The organism is Streptomyces sp. NPDC087440 (genome assembly GCF_044744005.1).
GTDB lineage: Bacteria > Actinomycetota > Actinomycetes > Streptomycetales > Streptomycetaceae > Streptomyces.
Map to the genome: position 1 here is coordinate 628,305 of NZ_JBIUXN010000001.1, position 19,961 is coordinate 648,265.

The following is a 19,961-nucleotide window of genomic DNA, read 5'->3' on the forward strand; positions in this document are numbered from 1 at the left end:
ATGCCCGACAACAGTCCGCACAGCGCCGTGCCCGACGCCTCGCGGACCACCCGCGCCGTGCCCGACGCCTCGCGGGCCCCGCGCACCGTGCGCCGTCGGCTCCCGCTCGCCTTCCTGCTCCGTGCCGTACTGCGCCTGACGCTCTCGCTCGCCGTCCTGCTGGTGGTCTCGTTCCTGATGATCCACCTGCTGCCCGGGGACCCCGTCCGCGGCTCCCTCGGTGCGTCGGCGCCGCTGGAGGTGGTGGAGAGGCGGCGGGCTGCGCTCGGCCTCGACGATCCGCTGCTGCGACAGTTCCTGGACTACGTGGGCCACGTGTTCAGCGGCGACCTCGGCACGTCCTTCCTCACCTCGGAGCGGGTCGGCGACGTCATCGCCGACCGCCTGCCCCACTCCGTCTCGATCGCCCTCCTGGGTACGGTGCTCGCCTTCGGCATCGCGATCCCGCTCGGCATGTGGGCGGCCGTACGCACCGACAACGGCCGCCGCCCGCTCACCCGGAGCCTGTTCTCCGGGATCACCGGAACCGCCAACTCGATCCCCGAATTCCTCTACGCGATCGGCCTGGTGACGGTCTTCGCGGTCGGCCTGCACTGGCTGCCGCCCGCCGGAATGGCAGGCCCGTCCTCGTACGTCCTGCCCGTGATCGCCCTCGCGATCGGCCCCGCGGCGCTCCTCGCCCGGGTCACCCGCGTCGAGACCCAGCGCGAACTGGGCAGCGAGTACATGCGTTTGGCGCGCGCCAAACGCCTTCCCTCCGCCCGGCTCCACCTGCGCCACCTGCTGCCGAACACGCTCACCGCGACCCTCACCATGGGAGGGCTGCTGCTCACCTCGCTGATCACCTCGGGCGTGCTGGTGGAGAGCGTCTTCGCCTGGCCGGGGCTCGGCCAGCGCACCGTCGAGGCCATCACCCAGCAGGACTATCCGGTCGCCCAGGGCGTGATCCTCGTCTACGGGGCGATCGTGCTGGTCGTGAACTTCCTCGTCGACCTGCTGCTCGGCTTCCTCGACCCGAGGTCCGCCCTGAACGCCGCCTTGAACTCCGTCCCCGCGCCCGAGGAGGCATGATGCGCCGCCCGCGCCTGCCGCGTACCGCGTCCGGCTGCACCGGACTCGCGCTCGTCACCCTGCTCGCCCTGCTGGCAGTCCTCGCCCCGATGGTCTGGGGGGACGCCGCCACCCGCTTCGACCCGTCGGCGATCGGCGAGGGCGCCTCGGCCGCCCACCCCCTCGGCACGGACGCGCTCGGCCGCGACCTGCTGGCCCGTACCCTCGTGGCCACCCGCTTCACCCTGCTCCTCGCGCTGCTGGCCACCGCCATCGGCACTGGCATCGGGCTCGTCCTGGGCACCCTGCCGTCCGTACTGCCCAGGCGCGCCGGGCAGTTGGTCACCTCGGCGGTCAACGCACTGGTCGCCTTCCCCGGGCTGCTGCTCGCGATGTTCACCGCGGTGATCGCCGGACTCGGCGCGCCCGGCGCGGTCCTGGGCATCGGCGTCGCGACAGCGCCCGCCTTCGCCCGGCTGACCAACAGCCTGGCGGTGTCGATCGCCACCTCCGACTACGTGCTCGCGGCCAGGATGATGGGCGTGCCCCGGCACCGCATCCTGCTCCGGCACGTGGTGCCGAACATCGCCGAGCCCCTCGTGATGACGTGCGCCCAGGCGATCAGCGGGGCGCTGCTGGGGCTCGCGGGACTGTCGTTCCTCGGGCTCGGCGTACAGCCTCCTTCGTACGACTGGGGAAGGCTCCTGTTCGACGCGTTCGGGCACATCTACGTCACCCCGGTGGTGGCGGTGGGCCCGGCCGTGGCGATCGTCCTGGCCGGACTCGGCTTCGCCCTGCTCGGCGACTCGTTCTCGGACGCCGCGGCACGGCGGTCCGCAGCGGCGGGTGGCAGCGACAAGGCCTCGTCGGCGACGGGGATCTCGCCCGCCGAGCCTCAGCAGGACGGGAGCGGGACGGTCGAGGGCGAGCCGGACGCGGTACTCGACGTCCGGGGCCTCACCGTCACCTTTCCCGGCGGGCTGCGACCCGTACGGGACCTGTCGCTGACCATCCGGCAGGGCGAGATCGTGGGCCTGCTCGGGGAGTCCGGCAGCGGCAAGAGCATGACGGCGTCCGCGATCGGCGGACTGGTCCCCCACCCGGGCCGTGTCGACTCGCGCCGGCTGCGGCTGGACGGGCAGGAGGTGAACTCACTGGCGGAGAACGCGCGCAGGAAGCTGCTGGGCACCTCACTGGCGATGATCTTCCAGGACCCGATGGCCTCGCTCAACCCGGCGCTCAGGGTCGGCGGCCAGCTCGCCGAGGTCTCGGTCGTCCACCAGGGCGCCACCCGTGCCGATGCATGGCAGCGGGCCGTCGACCGGCTCGGCAGCGTACGGCTGCCGGACCCGGAGCGGACGGCCCGGATGCATCCGCACCAGCTGTCCGGCGGCATGCGCCAGCGTGCGGTCATCGCGATGGGACTGATGGGCGCACCCCGGCTGATCATCGCCGACGAGCCGACGACGGCCCTGGACGTGACCGTGCAGCGGCAGATCCTCAAACTGCTGCGCGAGGTGACCGACGAGACCGGCGCGGGCGTGCTGTTCATCACCCACGACATCGCGCTGGCGGGCGAACTCTGCGACCGGGTCGCGGTGATGTACGCGGGCGCGATAGTCGAGGAGCTGGAGACCTCCCGGCTCGCGGACGGCGCCGTGCACCCGTACACCCGGGCACTGCTGGGTTCCGTACCGACGATGGACACCGACCGGCACGCCCCACTGACCGGCATCCCCGGCACCCAGCCGTCCCCGGCCGAACTGGGGCCCGGCTGCACCTTCGCGGACCGCTGCGCGTCCGCGACCGACCGATGCCGCACGGAACGCCCGGTGCTCGTCGAGCACGGGGCGGGCCATCGAGCGGCCTGCTGGGAGGCATCATGAGAATCACCGACCTGACCGTGCGGTACGGCTCCCGGACCGTCGTCGAGGGACTCGACCTCGACATCCCGCCGGCGACCGTGGTCGGCCTGGTGGGAGAGTCCGGGTCGGGCAAGTCGACAGTGGCGCGGGCGGTCACCGGGCTGGTCCCGTACCGGGGCACCATCGAGGGCCCGGCCCGGCACAAGGTGCAGATGGTGTTCCAGGACCCGTACGGCTCGCTCAACCCCCGTATGACGGTGGGCGCTTCCGTCGCCGAGGGGCTGGCGGGAGGGCGGGCCGGAACGTTGTCACGCGTGCAGCGGGCGGCCGAGGTGGAACGGCTGCTGTCGCTGGTGTCGCTGTCCCCGCGGTACGCCGCCCGGTACCCGAGGGAGCTGTCCGGCGGCCAACGGCAGCGGGTGGCCGTCGCGCGCGCCCTGGGCACGCGGCCCGAGCTGCTGGTCGCGGACGAGATCACCTCGGCGCTGGACGTCTCGGTGCAGGGCTCGGTGCTCAACCTGATCCGCTCGCTCCAGGCGGAGTTGGACCTCTCGATGCTCTTCATCTCGCACGACCTCGCGGTCGTGCGGTACGTCTGCGACCGGGTCGCGGTGCTGCACCAGGGGCGGCTCGTCGAGGAGGGCCCGGTGGAGGAGGTGGTCGCGGCCCCGCGCATGGCGTACACGCGGGCGCTGCTGGACGCGGTGCCCAGGCCGGTCTCCGCCTGAGGCGCGATACGGAGCGGAACGGCGTGTGCCGCCTGCCGACATCCGGCAGGCGGCACACGCCGTTTCGTTCGTACGGGGCTCGTTCGGGGTTCGTTCGTGGTCCGTTCAGCGGGAGCGTGGTGCGGCGCAGTCCGGCCGGAAGGGAGCGCGGTCGACCGCGTAGCCGGTCCGGCCGGGCATGCCGGTGACCCGGCCGTCGCGGTCGGCGGCGAGCACGGGTACGGGGGCCGGTGCGGTGGCGCCGGGCGCGGTGCCGTTGATCGCGTCCCGCATCGTGCCGTAGGACCCGGCGTGGTACTCCTCCGGCGTCGCGCCCGGCTTGGTGAGGTTGAAGTGGGCGTTGCGCCGGACCAGCGGGTCGAAGGTCCAGGTGATCCGGTCCAGGCCCCGGGCCAGGGCCCAGTCGCGCTGGTGCTGCTTGAGGGCGAAGCCGATGCCGTGGCCCTGGGCCGGCGCGTACTGCCGGATGCGGCCGAAGAGCCGGTCGATCTCCTCGAACTCCGCCGGCCGGTGGACTTCGCATACGGCGACGTGGCCGGGCGACTCCGCGAGGGCCGCGTGCTCGGCGGCGGCGCGCGTCGTGTCGGCGGTGGGCGTCGTGTCGGCGGTGGGCGTCGTGTCGGCGGTGGGCGTCATCGGGCGCGCCCCAGTTCCGCGCGGAAGAGCCGGTGGACGTTCCCGCCGAGTATCTTCCCGATGTCGCTCTCGGGGTGGCCGCGCCGGATGAGTTCCGCCGTCACCAGGGGGAGTCCCGCCGGTCCTTCGAGCCCCGGCAGGGTGAAGAGCGAGTCGATGCCGTCGAGACCGAGATCGAGGTCCTCGCAACAGGGCGGCGTGACGTCGAGCAGCACCTCGCGCACGAAGTCGGGCCCGATGCCGACGTGGTCGATGCCCGCGACCGACGCCACGTGCTCGATGTGGTCCACCAGTTTGTCCAGGGTGCGGTCCTTCTTGTCCTCGGCGAGGAAGCCGGGGAAGAAGTTGACGCAGACGACACCGCCGGTGGCGGCGACTCCCCGGAGCTGGTCATCGGTCAGATTGCGGTGGTGGTCGCGGAGTGCGCGGGCCGACGAGTGGGTGGCCATGATTGGCCGGGTGGCCAGTTCGAGTACGTGTCCCACCCCGGCGGCGCCGAGGTGGGACACGTCGAAGAGCATGCCGAGCCGTTCCATCTCCGCCAGGGCCCGGACCCCGGCGGCGGTGAGCCGGGACCCGGTGGCGTCCTCCCCGCTGCCGTCGGCGAGCGGGGTGCGGCTCCAGTGCGCGAGGGAGGCGACCCGTACACCGAGACGGTGAAGGGTGTGGAACAGCTCGACGTCGGCGTCGATGCCCGGCGCGCTCTCCAGCGCGAGTACGAGCGCGATCCTCGACGCGGCGAGAGCGGCGTCGATCTCGTCGCCGTCCCGGCACAGGGCCACGGTGTCCGGGTTCCCCTCGGCCAGTACGTGGGCGGTCTCGATCATCCGCAGGGTGCGGCGCAGCGCGCCTTCCGGACGGTAGGCGTCGTCGATGAAGACGGGCAGCACCTGGATGTCCACGCCGCCGGCCTGGAGTTGCGGCAGCCACCGCTCGCGGAAGAAGTCGGCCCAGCGCGACGGGGGCCGGGCCGACACCGCCATCAGCAGGTCGTTGTGGGTATCGGCGACGATGGCGCGTTGGTGCAGATCAGCGGGCACGTCGGAGCCTTCCGGTAAGAGTTGACCCTGACGTTAGGGCGGCCGGTGGGCTCACAGTTCATCCATGACGACGAAGAAACCCGTCCGCCTTCGTCGCTGGGACCAACGGTGTGGGAGCCGACGGGACGGGCGGACGGCTGCCCGTGTCGTGAGCATGTCGGGCCAACTCGGCTCCGGCGCCCCGCAGTCGGTGCGGGGTGCCGGAGCCGGCCGGGCAGGGGTGGCGTGCCGCAGGGGCCGCTAGCTGAGGGTCTTCAGGGCCGCCGCGTCGTACGGGGCGAGCTCGTCGAGGCGGCCTGTCAGGACCTTCTGGGCCCACAGCGGGTCCTGGAGCAGCGCGCGTCCGACGGCGACCATGTCGAACTCGTCGCGCTCCATGCGCTCCAGCAGGTCGTCGATGCCCCTGGCCTGCGAACCCTCGCCCTTGAAGGCGCCCATGAAGTCGCCGTTGAGGCCGACGGAACCGACGGTGAGGGTGGGCTTGCCGGTGAGCTTCTTGGTCCAGCCCGCCAGGTTCAGGTCCGAGCCGTCGAACTCGGGGTTCCAGTAGCGCCGCGTGGAGGCGTGGAAGGCGTCGACGCCCGCTGCGGCGAGCGGTTCGAGGATCGCCGCCAGCTCCTGCGGGGTCTCGGCGAGGCGGGCGTCGTACGCCTGCTGCTTCCACTGCGAGTAGCGGAAGATCACCGGGAAGTCGGCGGAGACGTTGCCCCGGATCGCGGCGACGATCTCGGCGGCGAACTTCGTCCGGGCGACCGGGTCACCGCCGTACGCGTCGGAACGGCGGTTCGTGCCCTCCCACAGGAACTGGTCGACCAGGTAGCCGTGCGCGCCGTGCACCTCGATGCCGTCGAACCCGATGCGCTCCGCGTCCTTGGCCGCCTGCGCGAACGCGCCGATGACGTCGTCCAGGTCGGTCTGCGTCATCGTCCGGCCCGTGCCCTCGGACCCGTCGGCCACGATGCCGGAAGGGCCGACCGAGGGGGCGTCGGCGAAGGGCGGGCTCCCGGCCTTGCGGACCGTGCCGATGTGCCACAGCTGCGGCACGATCGTGCCCCCGGCCGCATGCACGTCGGCGGCGACCTGCGCCCAACCCGCCAGCTGCTCCTCGCCGTGGAACCGGGGCACCCGGTCGCTGTCGCCCGCCGAGTCGTGGCCGACGTAGGTGCCCTCGGTGATGATCAGGCCCACGCCTGCGGCGGCCCGGCGTGAGTAGTACGACCTGACGTCCTCACCGGGGACGCCGCCGGGCGAGAACATGCGGGTCATCGGGGCCATCGCGATGCGGTTCGGAACGGTCAGGCCGTTCAGCGCGACGGGGCGGGACAGGATGTCCGCGGCGCGGGATGCGGGCGACGAGGCGTCAGTCACGGAGGGTTCCTCCTCAAGTGCCGAAGCACTTTCGAGAGCACGTACGGGCGGTCGGATTCCTGTGTGCCAACCGGCCGGGCCACCGAGGCATTCCGGGGCCGGGGGCCCACCCGCTGTGATCCGGACCACGGTGCGGGCGGGTCCCGTCGCCCCGTCGTGCCGTCCCGCTCGTCCCTCCCCCCCCGTCTCACCCGGGTGTCATCCTCCGCGCGGGGAGGGCGGCTTGTAGAGGTCGTCGAGCCGGAGTCGGGCGGGTGGCGGCAGGGGAGGGCCGTCCGTCGGCAGGCAGGACTGGAGGAAGTAGGCGAGCAGGCGGTCGGACGCGGCCAGGGACTCCGCCGGGGAGTCCCGCAGCACGCCGTTGATGGCCAGGAGCAGCAGGGTGACGTCGCTGGGCTCGAAGTCCGCGCGCAGCTGTCCGCTGTCCTTCGCGCGCTGCACCAGCAGGGCCAGGGACTCCTCGGCACGGGCACGCTCGCGGTGGAGGCCGGGCGCGTCGGGGAACCGGGAGAGGAACGCGGCGCTGAACCCCCGGTCCTGGGCCTGCATGCGGCACACCCTGGTGAGGACGGTACGCAGTCCGCGCCAGGGATCGTCGTCCTCAAGGGCGTCGTCGAGGGCCGCGACGCACTGGCCGAGCTGCTCGGAGAACGCGGCGGCGATCAGCGAGTCACGGGTCGGGAAGTGCCGGTACAGGGTGGCCGCACCCACTCCGGCTTTACGGGCGATCGCGCTGGAGGGCACGTCGGTGCCGTTGACGGCGTACGCCTCGCGGGCGGCGCTGAGGAGCTGGGCGCGGTTGTGCCGGGCGTCGGCCCGCTGCCCCGGGGAAGGGGCGGGAGCGAGGGCGTCGGAAGAGGAGTTCCCGGAGGTCTTGGAGTTCCGGGAGGTCTGGGGGTTCCGGGAGTTCCGAGACGGTTGAGCAGGCATGTCTCTCACTTAACCACAAACGGAAGAGGGTGTCCGTTTAGCGGGTTAGCGTGCTCAGGAGCCGCGGAGTCCCGCGGCCGGTCCTGTGTACGGAGGTTGTCCGTGTTCGCTGTGCGATACCACCGCTATGGGGGTTCCGAGGTCCTCGGCGTAGAGGAGGCCGAAGAGCCGCACGCCGGGCCGGGGCAGGTCCGCATCGCGGTCCGTGCCACCGGCATCACCCCCGCCGACCACTACCTGCGCGCGGGAATGCTGCGGTCCGTCGCCACCTTGGACCTCCCCCACATCCCCGGCATGGATGCCGCCGGAATCGTCGACGAGGTCGGAGAGGGAGTGACCGGCACCGCCGTGGGGGACGCGGTCTTCGGCCTCGTACCCTTCGCCGACCTGGGAGGCGCCACGGCCCAGTACGCCGTACTGGAGGCATGGGCGCCCAAGCCCCGGTCGTGGACCTTCGAGGAAGCGGGCGGCGCCGCGGGCAACATCGACACGGCCACACGCGTGTTCCACGCCCTGGAGGTCACCGAGGGCATGACCCTGCTGATCGACGGCGCCGCCGGAGGCGTCGGCACCATCACCGCACAGCTCGCCCGCGCCCGGGGCCTCACCGTGATCGGCACCGCGAGCGAACGCAACCACGCCTTCCTCGGCGAACTCGGCGTCATACCGGTCACCTACGGGGCGGGGCTGGCCGATCGTCTCGCCCCACTGGCCCCGCACGGTGTCGACGTGGTCCTGGACGCGGCCGGGAAGGGCTCCCTCGCCGAACTCGTGGCCATCGCGGGCGACCCGCACCGCGTGATCACCATCGCGGACCCCGACGCCGCCCGGCACGGGGTGCGACTCTCCCGGTCGCAACCGGGAGAGTCGCCGGGCTGGGCGGGACTGCCACTGGCGGCAGAGCTCGCCGACCAGGGCCGCCTCACCGTCCCGCTGCACGCCGTGTTCCCGCTGAAGGAGGCAGCCACGGCCCATGACCTCAGCGCCACCGGCCATGCGCGCGGCAAGATCGTCATCACCGTGCCCTGACCCGGCACGCGGGGCCGACCGGGATCCGTGCCCCGCGGCAACCTCACCCGCTGTGACGAACAGGGGATCAGCGACTCGCGTCATCGCCGCACGGCGCGGGCCGCCACCTGGTCCGGCATCCATCATGGACGTCGACCGGAAGGGGGTGGCCTCGCCGGACCCTTCACATCCGCCCGTGACGCGCACGAGCAAGCACTCGCCCACCCGGTCCGCCTGACGAACGACCCGCGGGCGCACCTGTGGGACGAGCACCCCACAGCGCCCCTCGGCCCTCACCCCGCAGCACCCCTCAGCGCACGTCCGCAAGCTCCTCCAGCAGCCGGCGCTTCGGGCGTGCCCCCACCATGGACTTCACCGGTTCGCCTCCCCGGAAGACCATCAGCGTCGGCATCGACAGCACCCCGTACGCCACGGTCGTCTCCGGGTTGGCGTCGACGTCGATCTGCACCACCTTCAGCCGGTCCCGCTCCTCCTGCGCGATCGCGCTCAGCACCGGGGCCAACTGGCGGCACGGACCGCACCAGTCGGCGGTGAACTCCACCAGCACCGGAAGGTCAGCGCCCAGCACCGCGTCCCCGAAGGTCGCATCCGTGACCTCGTCCACCCCTGCTGCCTTGATCATCGTGATCCCCTTCTTCGCGTCAACCCTGTTGGTCCTGCCACGCACGGCCCAGCTCGCAGAGCGGCTCGGGCCCTTCCGGAAGGTCCGCCTCCGCCCGGACCAGCTGTGCACCGACCTGCTCGCGCACGGCCCGCAACTCCTCGATCAGAACGTCGAGTTCCGCCAGCTTGCGCCGGTAGACGTCGAGCGAGGCCGGACAGGAGTCCCCCGCCGGATGCCCGGCCTGCAGGCACTCCACGAACGGACGGGTCTCCTCCAACCCGAACCCGACGTCCTGCAACGTGCGGATCTGCTCCACGAGCCGCAGGTCGTCGTCCCCGTACACGCGGTACCCGTTGACCGAGCGCCGCGCGGGCAACAACCCGCGCGCCTCGTAGTACCGCAGGGTCCGGGTGCTGACCCCGGCCCGTTCCGCCAGCTCGCCGATGCGCATGGGTACGACGCTAAACGTTGACCCCGACGTCAAGGCAACGAGCCGACCCCCGGTCCCCGGAACGTTCCTGAAACACGCCTCCGGCACAATCCACGCCCATGAAGACCGAAGAAGTGAGCTGGGACGATCCCGCCGCCACCGCCCTCCGCGCCCGTCAGCGCACGGAGATCGCCGAACGGTACGGAACCCCGGACAGCGAGCCGGGCACACCCCCGTCGGCCGAGGACATCGCGGTGTTCCTCGTCGCCCGCACCGAGGACGGAACTGCCGTCGGCTGCGGCGGACTGCGCGACCTCGGCGCCGGAATCGGCGAGGTCAAGCGCATGTACGTGGCCCCGGACCAGCGCGGTGCGGGCGTCGCGACCGCCGTCCTGGCAGCGCTGGAGGAGTGGGCCCGGTCCCGGGGCTGGACCCGGTTGCGGCTGGAGACCGGGCTCGCGCAACCCGACGCCGTCCGCTTCTACACCCGCTCCGGCTACCGCCGCATCCCGAACTTCGGATCGTACGAGGGCCTGAGCACCTCCCTCTGTTACGAGCGCGAGCTGACGCCCTCGCCCGCCCCCGCGGCCCCGTAGCGGGCCGCCAACTCCCGCACCGTCGCTGCCAGTCGGTCCCGCAGTTCCGGCGGTTCCAGCACCTCGACGTCCGCGCCGAGCGCGAGGAAGGCACCGTGCGCGTGGTCCAGGTTCTCGACGGGCAGCACGGCCCGCGTCCAGCCGTCGGGCTCGGGCACACCGGTGGCCTCCAGCGCCCGCGCGGCGACGCCGGTCAGCCGGGCACCTGCGCCCGGAGCCAGTCGTACGACAGCTTCCGCCCGGTACAGCCGGGCAGGGAAGTCCGCCTGGTACTGCTGCCAGTGGGCAGTCAGGTCGAAGCCCTCCGGAACCTCGAACTCCGCGCCTGCGTCCGCCAGCCGCAGGATCTGGTCCACCCGATAGGTCCGCGGCCCCGCCCCGCTCGCCCCGGCCACCACGTACCAACGCCCCGCCTTCAGCACCAGCCCGTACGGATCGAGCCTGCGCTCCACCTCCGTCGGCTCCTTCCACCGCCGGTACCGGACGTCGATCGTCCTGCTCCGCCACACCGCCTCCGCCACCTGCGCGAGGTACGGCACCTCGTCGGCCTGCGCGTACCAGCCCGGCGCGTCCAGGTGGAAGCGGGAACTCATCCGGTCCGCCTGCTCCCGCAGCTCGACGGGCAGGGCGGCCCGCAGCTTGCGCCGGGCGGCCGCCAGCTCGGCCCCGAGCCCGAGCGCTGCGGCCGGACCGGGCACCCCGGACAGGAAGAGGGCCTCCGCCTCCGGGCTGTTGAGGCCGGTGAGCCGTGTCCGGTACCCGTCGAGCAGCCGGTATCCCCCGCCGTGCCCGGCATCCGCGTACAGCGGCACCCCGGCCGCGACCAACGACTCGACGTCCCGGTAGACGGTGCGCAGCGACACCTCCAGTTCGGCGGCGAGCTGGGCGGCGGTCATCCGGCCCCCGGTCTGGAGCAGGAGCAGGATCGACAGCAGGCGGCTGGACTTCACTGTCACACGGTGTCAGTGAAGCGCTCCTACCGTCCACCCATGCCCTTTCAGGAGAAGCACCTCTGGGTCCTGCCGACGATCGAGTCCGGCGGCCGCCTCATCAAGCGCTATCACGTCTCCGGCGACCCGGCCGGAATCCCCGCGGACGTCGAGAAGGCCGCGTACGCGATCCTCCCCGACCTGCTCCCGCCCCCGGACGGAACGCCGCCCGCCACGTTCGTCGTCCTCCACAAGGGCGGTGACACCGGGGCGTACATGAACGCGTACAGCTGGGCCTGGGACAACGCCCTGCACTTCGACGGCGCGGCGGCGGGCCAGCCCGTCCTGGGCTGCCCCGACCAGGACCCCACCCACTTCGTCCGCCTGCGCCCCCGCCCGGACAATCCCCTGAACCTCTTCGGCTGCGTCTGGGAACTCCCGCCCCTCCTCCACGAACGCAACGCCTGGGTCCGCCACATGCTCGTCCCGGACATCCCCGACCTCGACGCCTATCTGACGGATTCCCTGTCCGCCCACGACACGGGTCTGACCGGTCCCGTCGTGGCGCAGTGAACCCGCTCCCGTCCGGCATGCGAAAAGGCGCGGCGGGACCGGCCCTGGGCGTGTGACACTCCCCCCATGCTGGGTGTAACCGATCTCCCGACCTACCTCATAGGTCTTGTCCTGATAGTCCTGCTGCCGGGACCGAACTCGCTCTACGTACTCTCCGTAGCCGCCCGCCGTGGCGTCCGCTCCGGGTACACGGCCGCCGCGGGCGTGTGGTGCGGCGACACCGTGCTGATGGTGCTCTCCGCGGCCGGGGTCGCCTCCCTGCTCCAGGCGAACGCGCTCCTGTTCGGCATCGTGAAGTACGCCGGAGCGGGCTACCTCACCTGGCTCGCCATCGGCATGATGCGGGCCGCATGGTCGATGTGGCGCACCCGGCACGAGAAGGCCGACGCCGAGACCCCGGCGGCCGAGGCGCCGTCCGCGATCGAGCGCCCGTACCGGCGCGCTCTGGTGATCAGCCTCCTCAACCCGAAGGCGATCCTCTTCTTCCTCTCCTTCTTCATTCAGTTCGTGGACCCGGCCTACGCCTACCCGGCGCTGTCCTTCATCCTGCTCGGGGCGCTGGCCCAGCTGGCCAGCTTCCTCTACCTCACCGCACTGATCTTCAGCGGCACCCGGCTCGCCGCCGCCTTCCGCCGCCGCAAGCGGCTCTCGGCGGGGGCGACCACGGGTGCCGGAGTGCTGTTCCTCGGCTTCGCGGTGAAGCTGACGCTGGCCAGCGCCTGAGCCCAGTGCCCCGACCGAAGAACCTCGGCCGAACGCCCGGAGACGCCCTCGCGCCCCGGGCGTTCGCCGTACATCCGGAGTTACGGCTTCCGGCCCACCCACAGCGTCCTCGACGTCACGACGGTGAGGTCGTCCCGGCGCAGAACGTTCTGCGGCCCCTCCTCGTCGAGGAACGCGGCGAGCGCGGCCGAGTCCTCGGCGCCCAACACGTCCGCGAGGCGGTCCCGCAGCCGCCGCAACGTGGCCTGCGCATACCGCCCCGTGGCGGCGGGCAGCGGTGCGGACAGCCGGATGTCGAAGCGCCGCTCCGTCTCGACGGCGAACCCGGCGGCCGTCAGCCGCGCACCCCAGTCGGCGCCGAGATGCGGCACGGCCTCGGCGTGCTGCCCGGCGACGGCCGCGTACAGCCGCTCCTCCAGCCCCGGCCTGCCGAGCGCGGCCTCCAGCTCTTCGGAAAGGAAGCGCGGGAACGGGGACGCGTCCATCTCCGCCACCGCCAGCAGTCCCCCGGGCCGCAGCGTCGCCAGCAGCTCGGCGAGCGCACGGTCGGGGTCGGCCATGTGGTGGAGGGACGCGGAGGCCCACACCAGGTCGACGGGTCCCAGGCCCTGCGGCCAGTCGGCGTCCAGATCGGCTCGTACGGTACGGACCCGGTCCTCGGCGACACCGGCCGCGCCCACCTTGGCGGTGACGCGACGCAGCATCTCCGCGGAGAGGTCGACGGCGGTGGCCTCGGCCCCCTTGAACTGCTGGAGCAGCGCGAGGGTGCCGGTACCGGTGCCACTGCCCAGGTCGAGGATGCGTCGCGGCGGCGCATCGGCGGTCAGGTCGGCGAGCAGGCCGGTGACCTCGGCGAGGTAGGAGTGGAGGACCTCGGCGTCGAGGTCGAGGACTTCGGCGAGCAGGGCCTCATCCGCCTCGTCGTGCCCACCGTGTCCGTGCACCTCGCCGTGCCCGTGCATGTCAGCGTGCCCAGCGCCGTGGGAGTGCCCGTGCCCAGCCCCATGCCCAGGTACGTGCCCGTGGCTCCCCGAAGCCCCATTCTGCTGTGTCATCCGACCTGCTCCCGACTCTCGTTGCGGCTCCCCGTACTCACGACCGTACGGCAGGCTTGCGCACCCGGCATACAATCTTGCGCATGACGCAAGACGGAGAACTCGACAACCTGGTCCGCAAGAGGATCAGGGGCCTGCGCCTGGCCAAGGGCTGGTCCCTGGACGAGCTCGCCGCCCGTTGCTACCTGAGCCCGTCCACGCTGAGCCGCATCGAGACGGGCCACCGCCGGATCGCCCTCGACCAGCTCGCCCCCATCGCCCGCGCGCTGGGCACCTCCCTCGACCAGCTTGTGGAGACGGTCGCGGACGACGACGTGGTGATCCGCCCGCAGCGCGACGAGGCACACGGCCGCACCACCTGGCTGTTGAGCCGCGAGCCCGGCCCCCAGGGCATGACCGTGGCCAAAATGCGCCTCACCAAACCGGCCCCCCGGGGCAGCGCCGACTCCCAGCGGGTGCACCCGGGCAAGGACTGGTTCACCGTGCTGTCCGGCACCGTGGAACTGCTTCTCGGCGAGCGGAGGATCCTGGTCGAGGCCGGTGAGGCCGCGGAGTTCTCGACGATGATCCCGCACGCGTTCGGCGCGTACGACGGCCCGGCGGAGATGCTCTGCATCCTCGACCACGACGGCGAACGCACCCATCTGCGCCCGAATCCCTGACCGGAACCCCGACCGAATCCCTGACCGGAACCCCGACCGAATTCCGCCCCCGTGGCGCGCGGCCCCCATGACAGTCTCGGCACACCGCCCGCCTCCCGAAGGAGCAGCCGCGTTGCCCTCCCGCCCGGCAGTCCCCCGGAAGAAACCCGTCCTGCTCGCCCTTCTCCTCCTGGGGTTCGCGCTCTGGATCACCGGGATCTGCGTCTCCATCGCCCACGAACCCCCGGAGGGCTCCCCGTCGGCCGCCGCGCTGCGCACGGACGTCGCGCAAGCCGTACGCGACCGGGACGCCGACCGCCTCCAGAACCTCTTCGCCCCGGACACGACCGGGGACGACTACGCGGAAACGCTCCTGGCCCGCCTCACCGACGCAGGCCTCGCGAACCCCCCTGCCACGCTGCGAACCACCGGCGACGCCCGCTTCGTGCAGCTCCTGGCCACCGCTGCCGACGGCCGCCCGTCCTGCCTGACCTGGCAGGTCACGCAGGCGGACGACCGCTGGTACGCCGACGGAGTTCCGCCGCTCACCCCTGTGGCCTGCCCGTAGCGCTCGCGTCCCCCTGGTCCTACGCGCTCGGCCGCGCCGCCCGGTGACGTACCCACACATTCGGTTCGACGTACACCGCCCGGTCGTGCACCAGGGAACACTGCACCGGCACGAGCGCCCCAGGAACCGCCACGTCCCCGTCCGCCTCGAAGGGCAGCCCGGTCCACGTCCGCCACTCGGCCAGCGAACCGCTCACCGTCATCGACGCGGGCGCGACCTTCTCCACCGTGCCGCCCGCCTTGACGTGCACGCGCAGCCACGGGTCCGCCGGCAGCCCGTCCTCGCGGAGCTCCCGGACGTAGGAGGTCATGGGCGCCGTCGGCCGCAGGTGCTTGGCATTGGGGCGCACCGGCGCGAGCAGGGTGCCGTGTCCCTGAGCGCCGACGGCACCGCGCATCGCGTCGAGCATGCGGTACGACAGCCCGCGGCCGAGGTAGTCGGCGTCGATCGTGATCTCCAGCGCACTGGCGACCGTCGGCGGATTCCCGTTCCTGCGGTCCGCGAACGCCCACAGCAGCACCTGGTCCCAGCCGCCGTCAGGCGTCTCCTCGCGGCCTTCGAGCTCCGCGTTGAACGGCACGCTGAACCCGCGCGCCACCACCCGGTCCCCGTCGGTGGCGACCACGCAGTACTGCGGGAACTCCGCGACGACCTGGTGGAGCAGCGCGTTCACGACCGGTTCGTACGAGGTGAATTCCGGCCAGGTGTCGGCGATCTCGTACGCCCGCCCGATCAGTTCGGGACGTTCGGCGAACGGGCTGATGCGGATGCTGTCGTTCTCGGTCATGAAACGGGATCTTGCCCTACCCCCACCCGCTTCGACCAGCGGTTTTCCGCTTCCTCCTCCCCCGCACGCACCCCTCGGAAGGTCCCCCGGTACGCGTGCGGCGACACCCCGAGCGCCGCCTGGAAGTGCTGCCGCATCGAAGCGCCCGTCCCGAACCCCGCCTCGCCCGCGACCCGGTCCACCGGCAGGTCCGTCTCCTCCAGCAACTGCCGCGCCCGCTGCACCCGTTGCCCCGCGAGCCACTGCACGGGGGTCATCCCGGCCTCCTCCCGGAACCTGCGGCTGAAGGTCCGTACGCTCATCGCCGCCTCGGCGGCCAGATCCGCGAGGGCGAGCGGCCGGTCCAGGTGTGCCAGTGCGAAGGCGCGGGCCGCGGCCGTCGAGGAGACGTCGGGAGCGGGAACGGGCCGCTCGATGTACTGGGCCTGACCGCCCTCCCGGTGCGGCGGCACCACCGTGCTGCGCGCGACCGCGTTCGCCACCGCCGCGCCGAAGTCGCTGCGGATCATGTGCAGACAGAGGTCAACGCCCGAGGCCACTCCGGCGGACGTGAGGATTCCGGCGTCGTCGGTGTAGAGGACGTCCGGGTCGAGGTCCACCTCCGGGTACAACTCCCGGAACTCCGCGCAGGACTTCCAGTGGGTCGTCGCCCGCCGCCCCGCCAACAACCCCGCCGCCGCGAGGACGAAGCTGCCGGTGCAGATCGACGCGATGCGGGCCCCGGCGGGAATCCGGGTCAGTGCCTGCGCCAGCGCGGGGTCGATGCGCCCCCGCTCCTGCGGTTCGTAGTCCTCCTCCGCCGCCGGTACGACGACGGTGTCCGCGCCCTCCAGCGCCTCCGGTCCCGCCCCGACGTTCACCGTGAAGTCCGCGTCCGTCGCGACCTCCCCCGGCGCGGGCGTGCACGTCACCACCTCGTACAGCCGCTCCCCGTCCGCCGACCGCGCATGGCCGAACAACCGGTGCACGATGCCCAGTTCCATGGGAAGCAGCCCGGGGCGGACGAGCACGACGACCCGGTGCAGCCGTCGCGCCCCCTCGTTCACCTCATCACGCACATCACCGCTCACGGCACTCCTCATGGCCAGATTCTTTCACAGGCTGACCATCTGGCCACTGGCCGGTCCCTGCCTGCATCCCGAAGGATCTTCCCCATGAACACCGACACCACTGCCCACCGGAGCGCCCAGGACAGGACACCCCGCACCCCTCACCCCGCCTGGCGCGTCGCCGCCCTCACCGCGCTCGCGATCGTCGTCGCCGGTGCGTTCTCCACCCTCCCCGGCCTGTTCACCACCTCGCTGCACGAGGAATTCGGCTGGTCACGCGGCTCCATCGGCTTCGCGACCTCCGTCAACATGCTGCTGTACGGGCTCACCGCCCCCTTCTCCGCAGCGCTGATGGACCGTTTCGGCATCCGGCGGGTCGTCACCACCGCCCTCGTCACCGTCGCGGCGGGAGCCCTCCTCACCTCGACCGTGCTGACCGCCGCCTGGCAACTGACCCTCTTCTGGGGCCTGCTGGTCGGCCTCGGCACGGGGTCGACGGCCATGGCCTTCGGTGCGACCGTCACCCAACGCTGGTTCGTGCGCCGTCGCGGACTGGTGTCCGGGGTGCTCGCCTCGGCGGGTGTGCTGGGGCAGATGGTCTTCCTCCCCGCCCTCGCCCGGGTGGTCGACCACTACTCCTGGCGTCCCGCCCTGGTGACCGTCGCGCTGGCGGCCTGTGCGGTGGCCCCCGCCGTCTGGCTCTTCCTGCGCGACCACCCGTCGGACCTCGGGGCGAAACCGTACGGTGCGGCTTCCTTCGTGCCCCGGGCCGCACCCGTGCACGGCGCCGCCCGGCGCACCCTGCGCGTCCTGCGCAACGCGGCGCGCACCCGCCCCTTCTGGCTGCTGGCCGGTGCCTTCGCCATCTGCGGCGCGTCCACGAACGGCGTCATGTGGACCCACTTCACCCCCGCAGCCCACGACCACGGCATGTCCGCCACCACGTCCTCGACGCTCCTGGCCCTGATCGGCGTCTTCAACGTCGCCGGCACCATCGCCTCCGGCTGGCTCACGGACCGCCGACCGGCCCGCCGTCTGCTGGCCGTGTACTTCGCGCTGCGCGGGGTCCTGCTGCTGACCCTCCCCCTGCTGATGGCTCCGACGGTCGGCGTGCCGATGATGCTGTTCGTCGTCCTCTTCGGCCTGCTCGACCTGGCCACGGTGCCGCCGGTCCTGGCGCTGTGCCGCGAGCACTACGGCGACGACAGCGCGATCGTGTTCGGCTGGATCAGCACCGCGCACCAGCTGGGCGCGGCCCTGGTCGCCCTCGTCGGCGGCACGGTCCGGGACACGTTCGGCTCGTACGACCTCGTCTGGACCGGAGTCGGCGCCCTGTGCGCGGCGGGCGCCCTGCTGTCCCTGTCCGTCCGAAACGCCGTACGGGACACAGCCCGGGACGGTGTCCGCCCCGCCCCGGCTACCGCACGTCGTCCCACGCCATCGAGCTCATCCGCCAGCCGGTCGGCGTCCTGAGGAACTGGGTCGTCTTGCGCCCCGCGCCCTCGAACCACTCGCCCTCGCGGAAGCCGGACTTGCCGTATTCGCTGAACCGGTGCGCGACCGTCCCGAAGATCTCGGTCCGTTCCGCGACCTCCCACTCAGAGAACTCCGTCAGCGTCCCGTCACTGAGGATCTTCTCCCGGGGTGCCACGAAGCCGTCGAGGTCGTAGATCACCGGCTCACCGCCGATATTGCTGATGATCATCCCCTCCGGAATGAACACCTCCCGTACGACGCCGACGTTCGCACGCCGCCCGCCCCGGTTGTCGAACGCGCCGAGGAAGACCTCCATCAGCCGGTCGAGTTCCGCCTTCACTCCAGCCACGTACTCCTGCGGTGCCCCCGGGTCGAGAAAACCCCTCGGCTCGGATTCCGCTTCCCCCGCACCCGACTCCACCACGCCCGTCTCCCCACCCGAGGGGCGCGTCCCTTACGCACCCACCGCGCCCGATGGTCGCCCACCGCCGCTCTGTGGACAAGCCCGTCGTCGCTCGTAGGCTTGACCGTCGAAGGCGTCGCCGAGCGCGCCGGGGTCAACACAAGACGACCCTCTACCGCTGGTGGCCCTCCAAGGGCGCGCTGCTGGGGGCCGCTCTCGTCAACGGCACGCACCTGGGCTTCCCGCTCCCCGACACAGGCTCGCTCCAGGGCGACCTGGAAGCGGTCCTGGGCTCCGTCGTCACGCTGCTCACCACGCCGACGGCCTCCAAGATCGCGGTCGCCGCGCTCGGCGCCATCACCCAGAGCCCCGAACTCGCCGCCCACGCCCGGACCTTCTTCGCCAACCGGCTCGCCAAGGAGCAGCCGATCCTCGACCGCGCGATCACCCGCGGGGAACTCGCCCCCGACACCGACCCGGCCCTCCTGATGCACCTCATGGACATGCTCGCCGGAGCCGCCTGGCTGCGCATCGCCTTCCGCCAGGTACCGCTGGACGACGCGTTCGTCACGCGCACGGTCCACACGGCCCTGCACGGCGCACTCGTACGACCCTGATTGTTCGGGAGGCGGACCCGGCCGTCAGGAGACGTCGGCCCCCTCCATCGCTTCCCTCAGCTTGGCCACCGTCGCGGCGGCGGCCGCCCGTTCGGTCGCGTCGTCGCTGGTCAGGGAACGCTCCTCCAGCAGTACGACCGCGGCTTCCAGCACTCCGACGTGCACCAGTACTGTCCGTACGCCCGCGAGAGCCGCCCGCGCGCGGTCCGCGGCGGAGTCCGGGGCCGTTCCGGGACCGGACGGGATCAGGGTCGAGACGCCACGCCCGAGCGCAGGACGGTCTCGGTCGCGAAACGGCTGCTGCGCCGGGGCTGAGGTCACCCCGCCAGTTTCTCCCATCGGGCCCCGTCCGCGTCCCACTCCGTCAACGCCTCGAACGCCACGCCTGCGGGCATGGCGTCAGGGCGTCGGGAATGTCGCTGTCTCAGGGCATCGCTATGGCTGCTGCCGAAGCACCCTGCTGCGAGCGCGGCGTCTTCTCGCCGACCTTCTGCGGGTCGATCGTGCGCGGGTCGACGGCCTCGCCGGGCGCGCCCTCCGCGTAGTACCCGCCGGGGGCGGTGTCGCGGTCGTGCGGCAGCAGGAAGAAGACCCGGCGCTTGTGCAGACCGCTGTCGGGGTCGGCCTCGGCGTGCTCGTCGAGCTCCGTGTAGCCGACGAGACGGCCGTCCCGGGCGTAGCGGGGCTTGCCGCGACGGCGGGGGGTCTTGTCGAGAGCCTGACGCACGTAGTCGAGGTCGTCGGGGCTCTCCAGCCACACCACCGCATTCTCGTGGGCGAGATCGCTCTCGTTCAGTAGCGAGCTCATGGCTGAAGCCCCTCCTCGTTGTGTCCGGCCACGCACCGGCCTCGGTTTTCTCGCTC

At 72.1% G+C, this 19,961-nt stretch carries 24 protein-coding genes; 11 read left to right on the top strand and 13 right to left on the bottom strand.

Annotated features, from left to right (window positions below; genetic code table 11):
- Genes ACIO3O_RS02750 through ACIO3O_RS02760 form a run of 3 tightly spaced genes read left to right on the top strand, consistent with a single transcriptional unit; the run spans nt 1 to nt 3,643 of the window.
- The gene (locus tag ACIO3O_RS02750; protein ID WP_401741052.1) at nt 1-1,071 is read left to right on the top strand and encodes an ABC transporter permease; all 1,071 of its coding nucleotides are present in this window, start codon (nt 1-3) and stop codon (nt 1,069-1,071) included.
- Nucleotides 1,071-2,936 (top strand): dipeptide/oligopeptide/nickel ABC transporter permease/ATP-binding protein, encoded by a 1,866-nt coding sequence (locus ACIO3O_RS02755; protein WP_401741054.1) that lies wholly within the window; start codon nt 1,071-1,073, stop codon nt 2,934-2,936. Before ACIO3O_RS02750 ends, ACIO3O_RS02755 begins: the two co-directional genes overlap by 1 nt.
- Nucleotides 2,933-3,643: an ABC transporter ATP-binding protein gene (locus tag ACIO3O_RS02760; RefSeq protein WP_401741057.1), complete on the top strand. Its 711-nt coding sequence runs from the start codon at nt 2,933-2,935 to the stop codon at nt 3,641-3,643. The genes ACIO3O_RS02755 and ACIO3O_RS02760 overlap by 4 nt, the downstream gene beginning before the upstream one ends.
- 105 nt (nt 3,644-3,748) lie before the next feature.
- On the opposite strand, the gene ACIO3O_RS02765 is transcribed toward ACIO3O_RS02760, so the two are convergent.
- From ACIO3O_RS02765 to ACIO3O_RS02780, 4 genes are all read right to left on the bottom strand, one after another.
- Nucleotides 3,749-4,279: a hypothetical protein gene (locus ACIO3O_RS02765; protein ID WP_401741059.1), complete on the bottom strand. Its 531-nt coding sequence runs from the start codon at nt 4,277-4,279 to the stop codon at nt 3,749-3,751.
- Nucleotides 4,276-5,319 carry a dipeptidase gene (locus ACIO3O_RS02770; protein WP_401741061.1) on the bottom strand — a complete coding sequence of 348 codons (1,044 nt, stop codon included), beginning with the start codon at nt 5,317-5,319 and terminating at the stop codon, nt 4,276-4,278. The genes ACIO3O_RS02765 and ACIO3O_RS02770 overlap by 4 nt, the downstream gene beginning before the upstream one ends.
- Nucleotides 5,320-5,559: 240 nt before the next feature.
- Complete coding sequence (locus ACIO3O_RS02775) at nt 5,560-6,687, bottom strand: NADH:flavin oxidoreductase (RefSeq protein ID WP_401741063.1); 1,128 nt, start codon at nt 6,685-6,687, stop codon at nt 5,560-5,562.
- A 198-nt stretch (nt 6,688-6,885) separates the two neighbouring features.
- Nucleotides 6,886-7,617, bottom strand: a complete 732-nt coding sequence (locus ACIO3O_RS02780) for a TetR/AcrR family transcriptional regulator (RefSeq protein ID WP_401741066.1) — start codon at nt 7,615-7,617, stop codon at nt 6,886-6,888.
- Between the two features lie 102 nt (nt 7,618-7,719).
- On the opposite strand from ACIO3O_RS02780, the gene ACIO3O_RS02785 reads away from it, so the two are divergent.
- Nucleotides 7,720-8,646, top strand: coding sequence for an NADP-dependent oxidoreductase (locus ACIO3O_RS02785; protein ID WP_401741068.1), 927 nt, complete (start codon nt 7,720-7,722; stop codon nt 8,644-8,646).
- A 289-nt stretch (nt 8,647-8,935) separates the two neighbouring features.
- On the opposite strand, the gene trxA is transcribed toward ACIO3O_RS02785, so the two are convergent.
- Nucleotides 8,936-9,268 carry a thioredoxin gene (trxA, locus tag ACIO3O_RS02790; RefSeq protein WP_401741070.1) on the bottom strand — a complete coding sequence of 111 codons (333 nt, stop codon included), beginning with the start codon at nt 9,266-9,268 and terminating at the stop codon, nt 8,936-8,938.
- A 19-nt stretch (nt 9,269-9,287) separates the two neighbouring features.
- Entirely contained in the window at nt 9,288-9,701 is a 414-nt protein-coding gene (locus ACIO3O_RS02795) for a MerR family transcriptional regulator (protein WP_401741072.1), read from the bottom strand.
- 98 nt (nt 9,702-9,799) lie between these two features.
- Here ACIO3O_RS02795 and ACIO3O_RS02800 point away from each other — a divergent pair, with 98 nt between their 5' ends.
- Nucleotides 9,800-10,276, top strand: coding sequence for a GNAT family N-acetyltransferase (locus ACIO3O_RS02800; RefSeq protein WP_401741074.1), 477 nt, complete (start codon nt 9,800-9,802; stop codon nt 10,274-10,276).
- Here ACIO3O_RS02800 and ACIO3O_RS02805 read toward each other — a convergent pair.
- Complete coding sequence (locus ACIO3O_RS02805) at nt 10,231-11,226, bottom strand: helix-turn-helix transcriptional regulator (RefSeq protein ID WP_401741076.1); 996 nt, start codon at nt 11,224-11,226, stop codon at nt 10,231-10,233. The two genes, ACIO3O_RS02800 and ACIO3O_RS02805, sit on opposite strands and share 46 nt — an antisense overlap.
- A gap of 39 nt (nt 11,227-11,265) precedes the next feature.
- Between ACIO3O_RS02805 and ACIO3O_RS02810 the strand changes: the two genes are divergently transcribed.
- Both ACIO3O_RS02810 and leuE read left to right on the top strand, forming a co-directional pair.
- Complete coding sequence (locus ACIO3O_RS02810) at nt 11,266-11,778, top strand: hypothetical protein (protein ID WP_401741079.1); 513 nt, start codon at nt 11,266-11,268, stop codon at nt 11,776-11,778.
- 66 nt (nt 11,779-11,844) lie between these two features.
- On the top strand, nt 11,845-12,501 hold the full coding sequence (gene leuE, locus ACIO3O_RS02815) for a leucine efflux protein LeuE (protein WP_401741080.1): 657 nt from the start codon (nt 11,845-11,847) through the stop codon (nt 12,499-12,501).
- 80 nt (nt 12,502-12,581) lie between these two features.
- Here the strand turns inward: leuE and ACIO3O_RS02820 are convergent, their stop codons facing one another.
- Entirely contained in the window at nt 12,582-13,463 is an 882-nt protein-coding gene (locus ACIO3O_RS02820) for a class I SAM-dependent methyltransferase (protein ID WP_401741083.1), read from the bottom strand.
- Between the two features lie 176 nt (nt 13,464-13,639).
- On the opposite strand from ACIO3O_RS02820, the gene ACIO3O_RS02825 reads away from it, so the two are divergent.
- The gene (locus ACIO3O_RS02825) at nt 13,640-14,218 is read left to right on the top strand and encodes a helix-turn-helix domain-containing protein (protein WP_401741085.1); all 579 of its coding nucleotides are present in this window, start codon (nt 13,640-13,642) and stop codon (nt 14,216-14,218) included.
- Between the two features lie 112 nt (nt 14,219-14,330).
- Nucleotides 14,331-14,765 carry a hypothetical protein gene (locus ACIO3O_RS02830; protein ID WP_401741087.1) on the top strand — a complete coding sequence of 145 codons (435 nt, stop codon included), beginning with the start codon at nt 14,331-14,333 and terminating at the stop codon, nt 14,763-14,765.
- Nucleotides 14,766-14,784: 19 nt separating this feature from the next.
- On the opposite strand, the gene ACIO3O_RS02835 is transcribed toward ACIO3O_RS02830, so the two are convergent.
- Together ACIO3O_RS02835 and ACIO3O_RS02840 are read right to left on the bottom strand one after the other, a co-directional pair.
- Nucleotides 14,785-15,552 (bottom strand): N-acetyltransferase, encoded by a 768-nt coding sequence (locus ACIO3O_RS02835; RefSeq protein ID WP_401741088.1) that lies wholly within the window; start codon nt 15,550-15,552, stop codon nt 14,785-14,787.
- Nucleotides 15,549-16,634 (bottom strand): GlxA family transcriptional regulator, encoded by a 1,086-nt coding sequence (locus tag ACIO3O_RS02840; RefSeq protein ID WP_401741090.1) that lies wholly within the window; start codon nt 16,632-16,634, stop codon nt 15,549-15,551. The genes ACIO3O_RS02835 and ACIO3O_RS02840 overlap by 4 nt, the downstream gene beginning before the upstream one ends.
- 72 nt (nt 16,635-16,706) lie before the next feature.
- Here ACIO3O_RS02840 and ACIO3O_RS02845 point away from each other — a divergent pair, with 72 nt between their 5' ends.
- Complete coding sequence (locus ACIO3O_RS02845) at nt 16,707-18,074, top strand: MFS transporter (RefSeq protein WP_401741092.1); 1,368 nt, start codon at nt 16,707-16,709, stop codon at nt 18,072-18,074.
- On the opposite strand, the gene ACIO3O_RS02850 is transcribed toward ACIO3O_RS02845, so the two are convergent.
- The gene (locus tag ACIO3O_RS02850) at nt 18,019-18,426 is read right to left on the bottom strand and encodes a DUF4440 domain-containing protein (RefSeq protein ID WP_401741094.1); all 408 of its coding nucleotides are present in this window, start codon (nt 18,424-18,426) and stop codon (nt 18,019-18,021) included. The two genes, ACIO3O_RS02845 and ACIO3O_RS02850, sit on opposite strands and share 56 nt — an antisense overlap.
- A 146-nt stretch (nt 18,427-18,572) precedes the next feature.
- Here ACIO3O_RS02850 and ACIO3O_RS02855 point away from each other — a divergent pair, with 146 nt between their 5' ends.
- Nucleotides 18,573-19,097, top strand: coding sequence for a TetR-like C-terminal domain-containing protein (locus ACIO3O_RS02855; protein ID WP_401741095.1), 525 nt, complete (start codon nt 18,573-18,575; stop codon nt 19,095-19,097).
- Between the two features lie 24 nt (nt 19,098-19,121).
- On the opposite strand, the gene ACIO3O_RS02860 is transcribed toward ACIO3O_RS02855, so the two are convergent.
- Entirely contained in the window at nt 19,122-19,418 is a 297-nt protein-coding gene (locus ACIO3O_RS02860) for a hypothetical protein (RefSeq protein ID WP_401741097.1), read from the bottom strand.
- Nucleotides 19,419-19,521: 103 nt separating this feature from the next.
- Nucleotides 19,522-19,905: a DUF6009 family protein gene (locus ACIO3O_RS02865; protein WP_189823634.1), complete on the bottom strand. Its 384-nt coding sequence runs from the start codon at nt 19,903-19,905 to the stop codon at nt 19,522-19,524.
- Nucleotides 19,906-19,961: the final 56 nt, after the last annotated feature.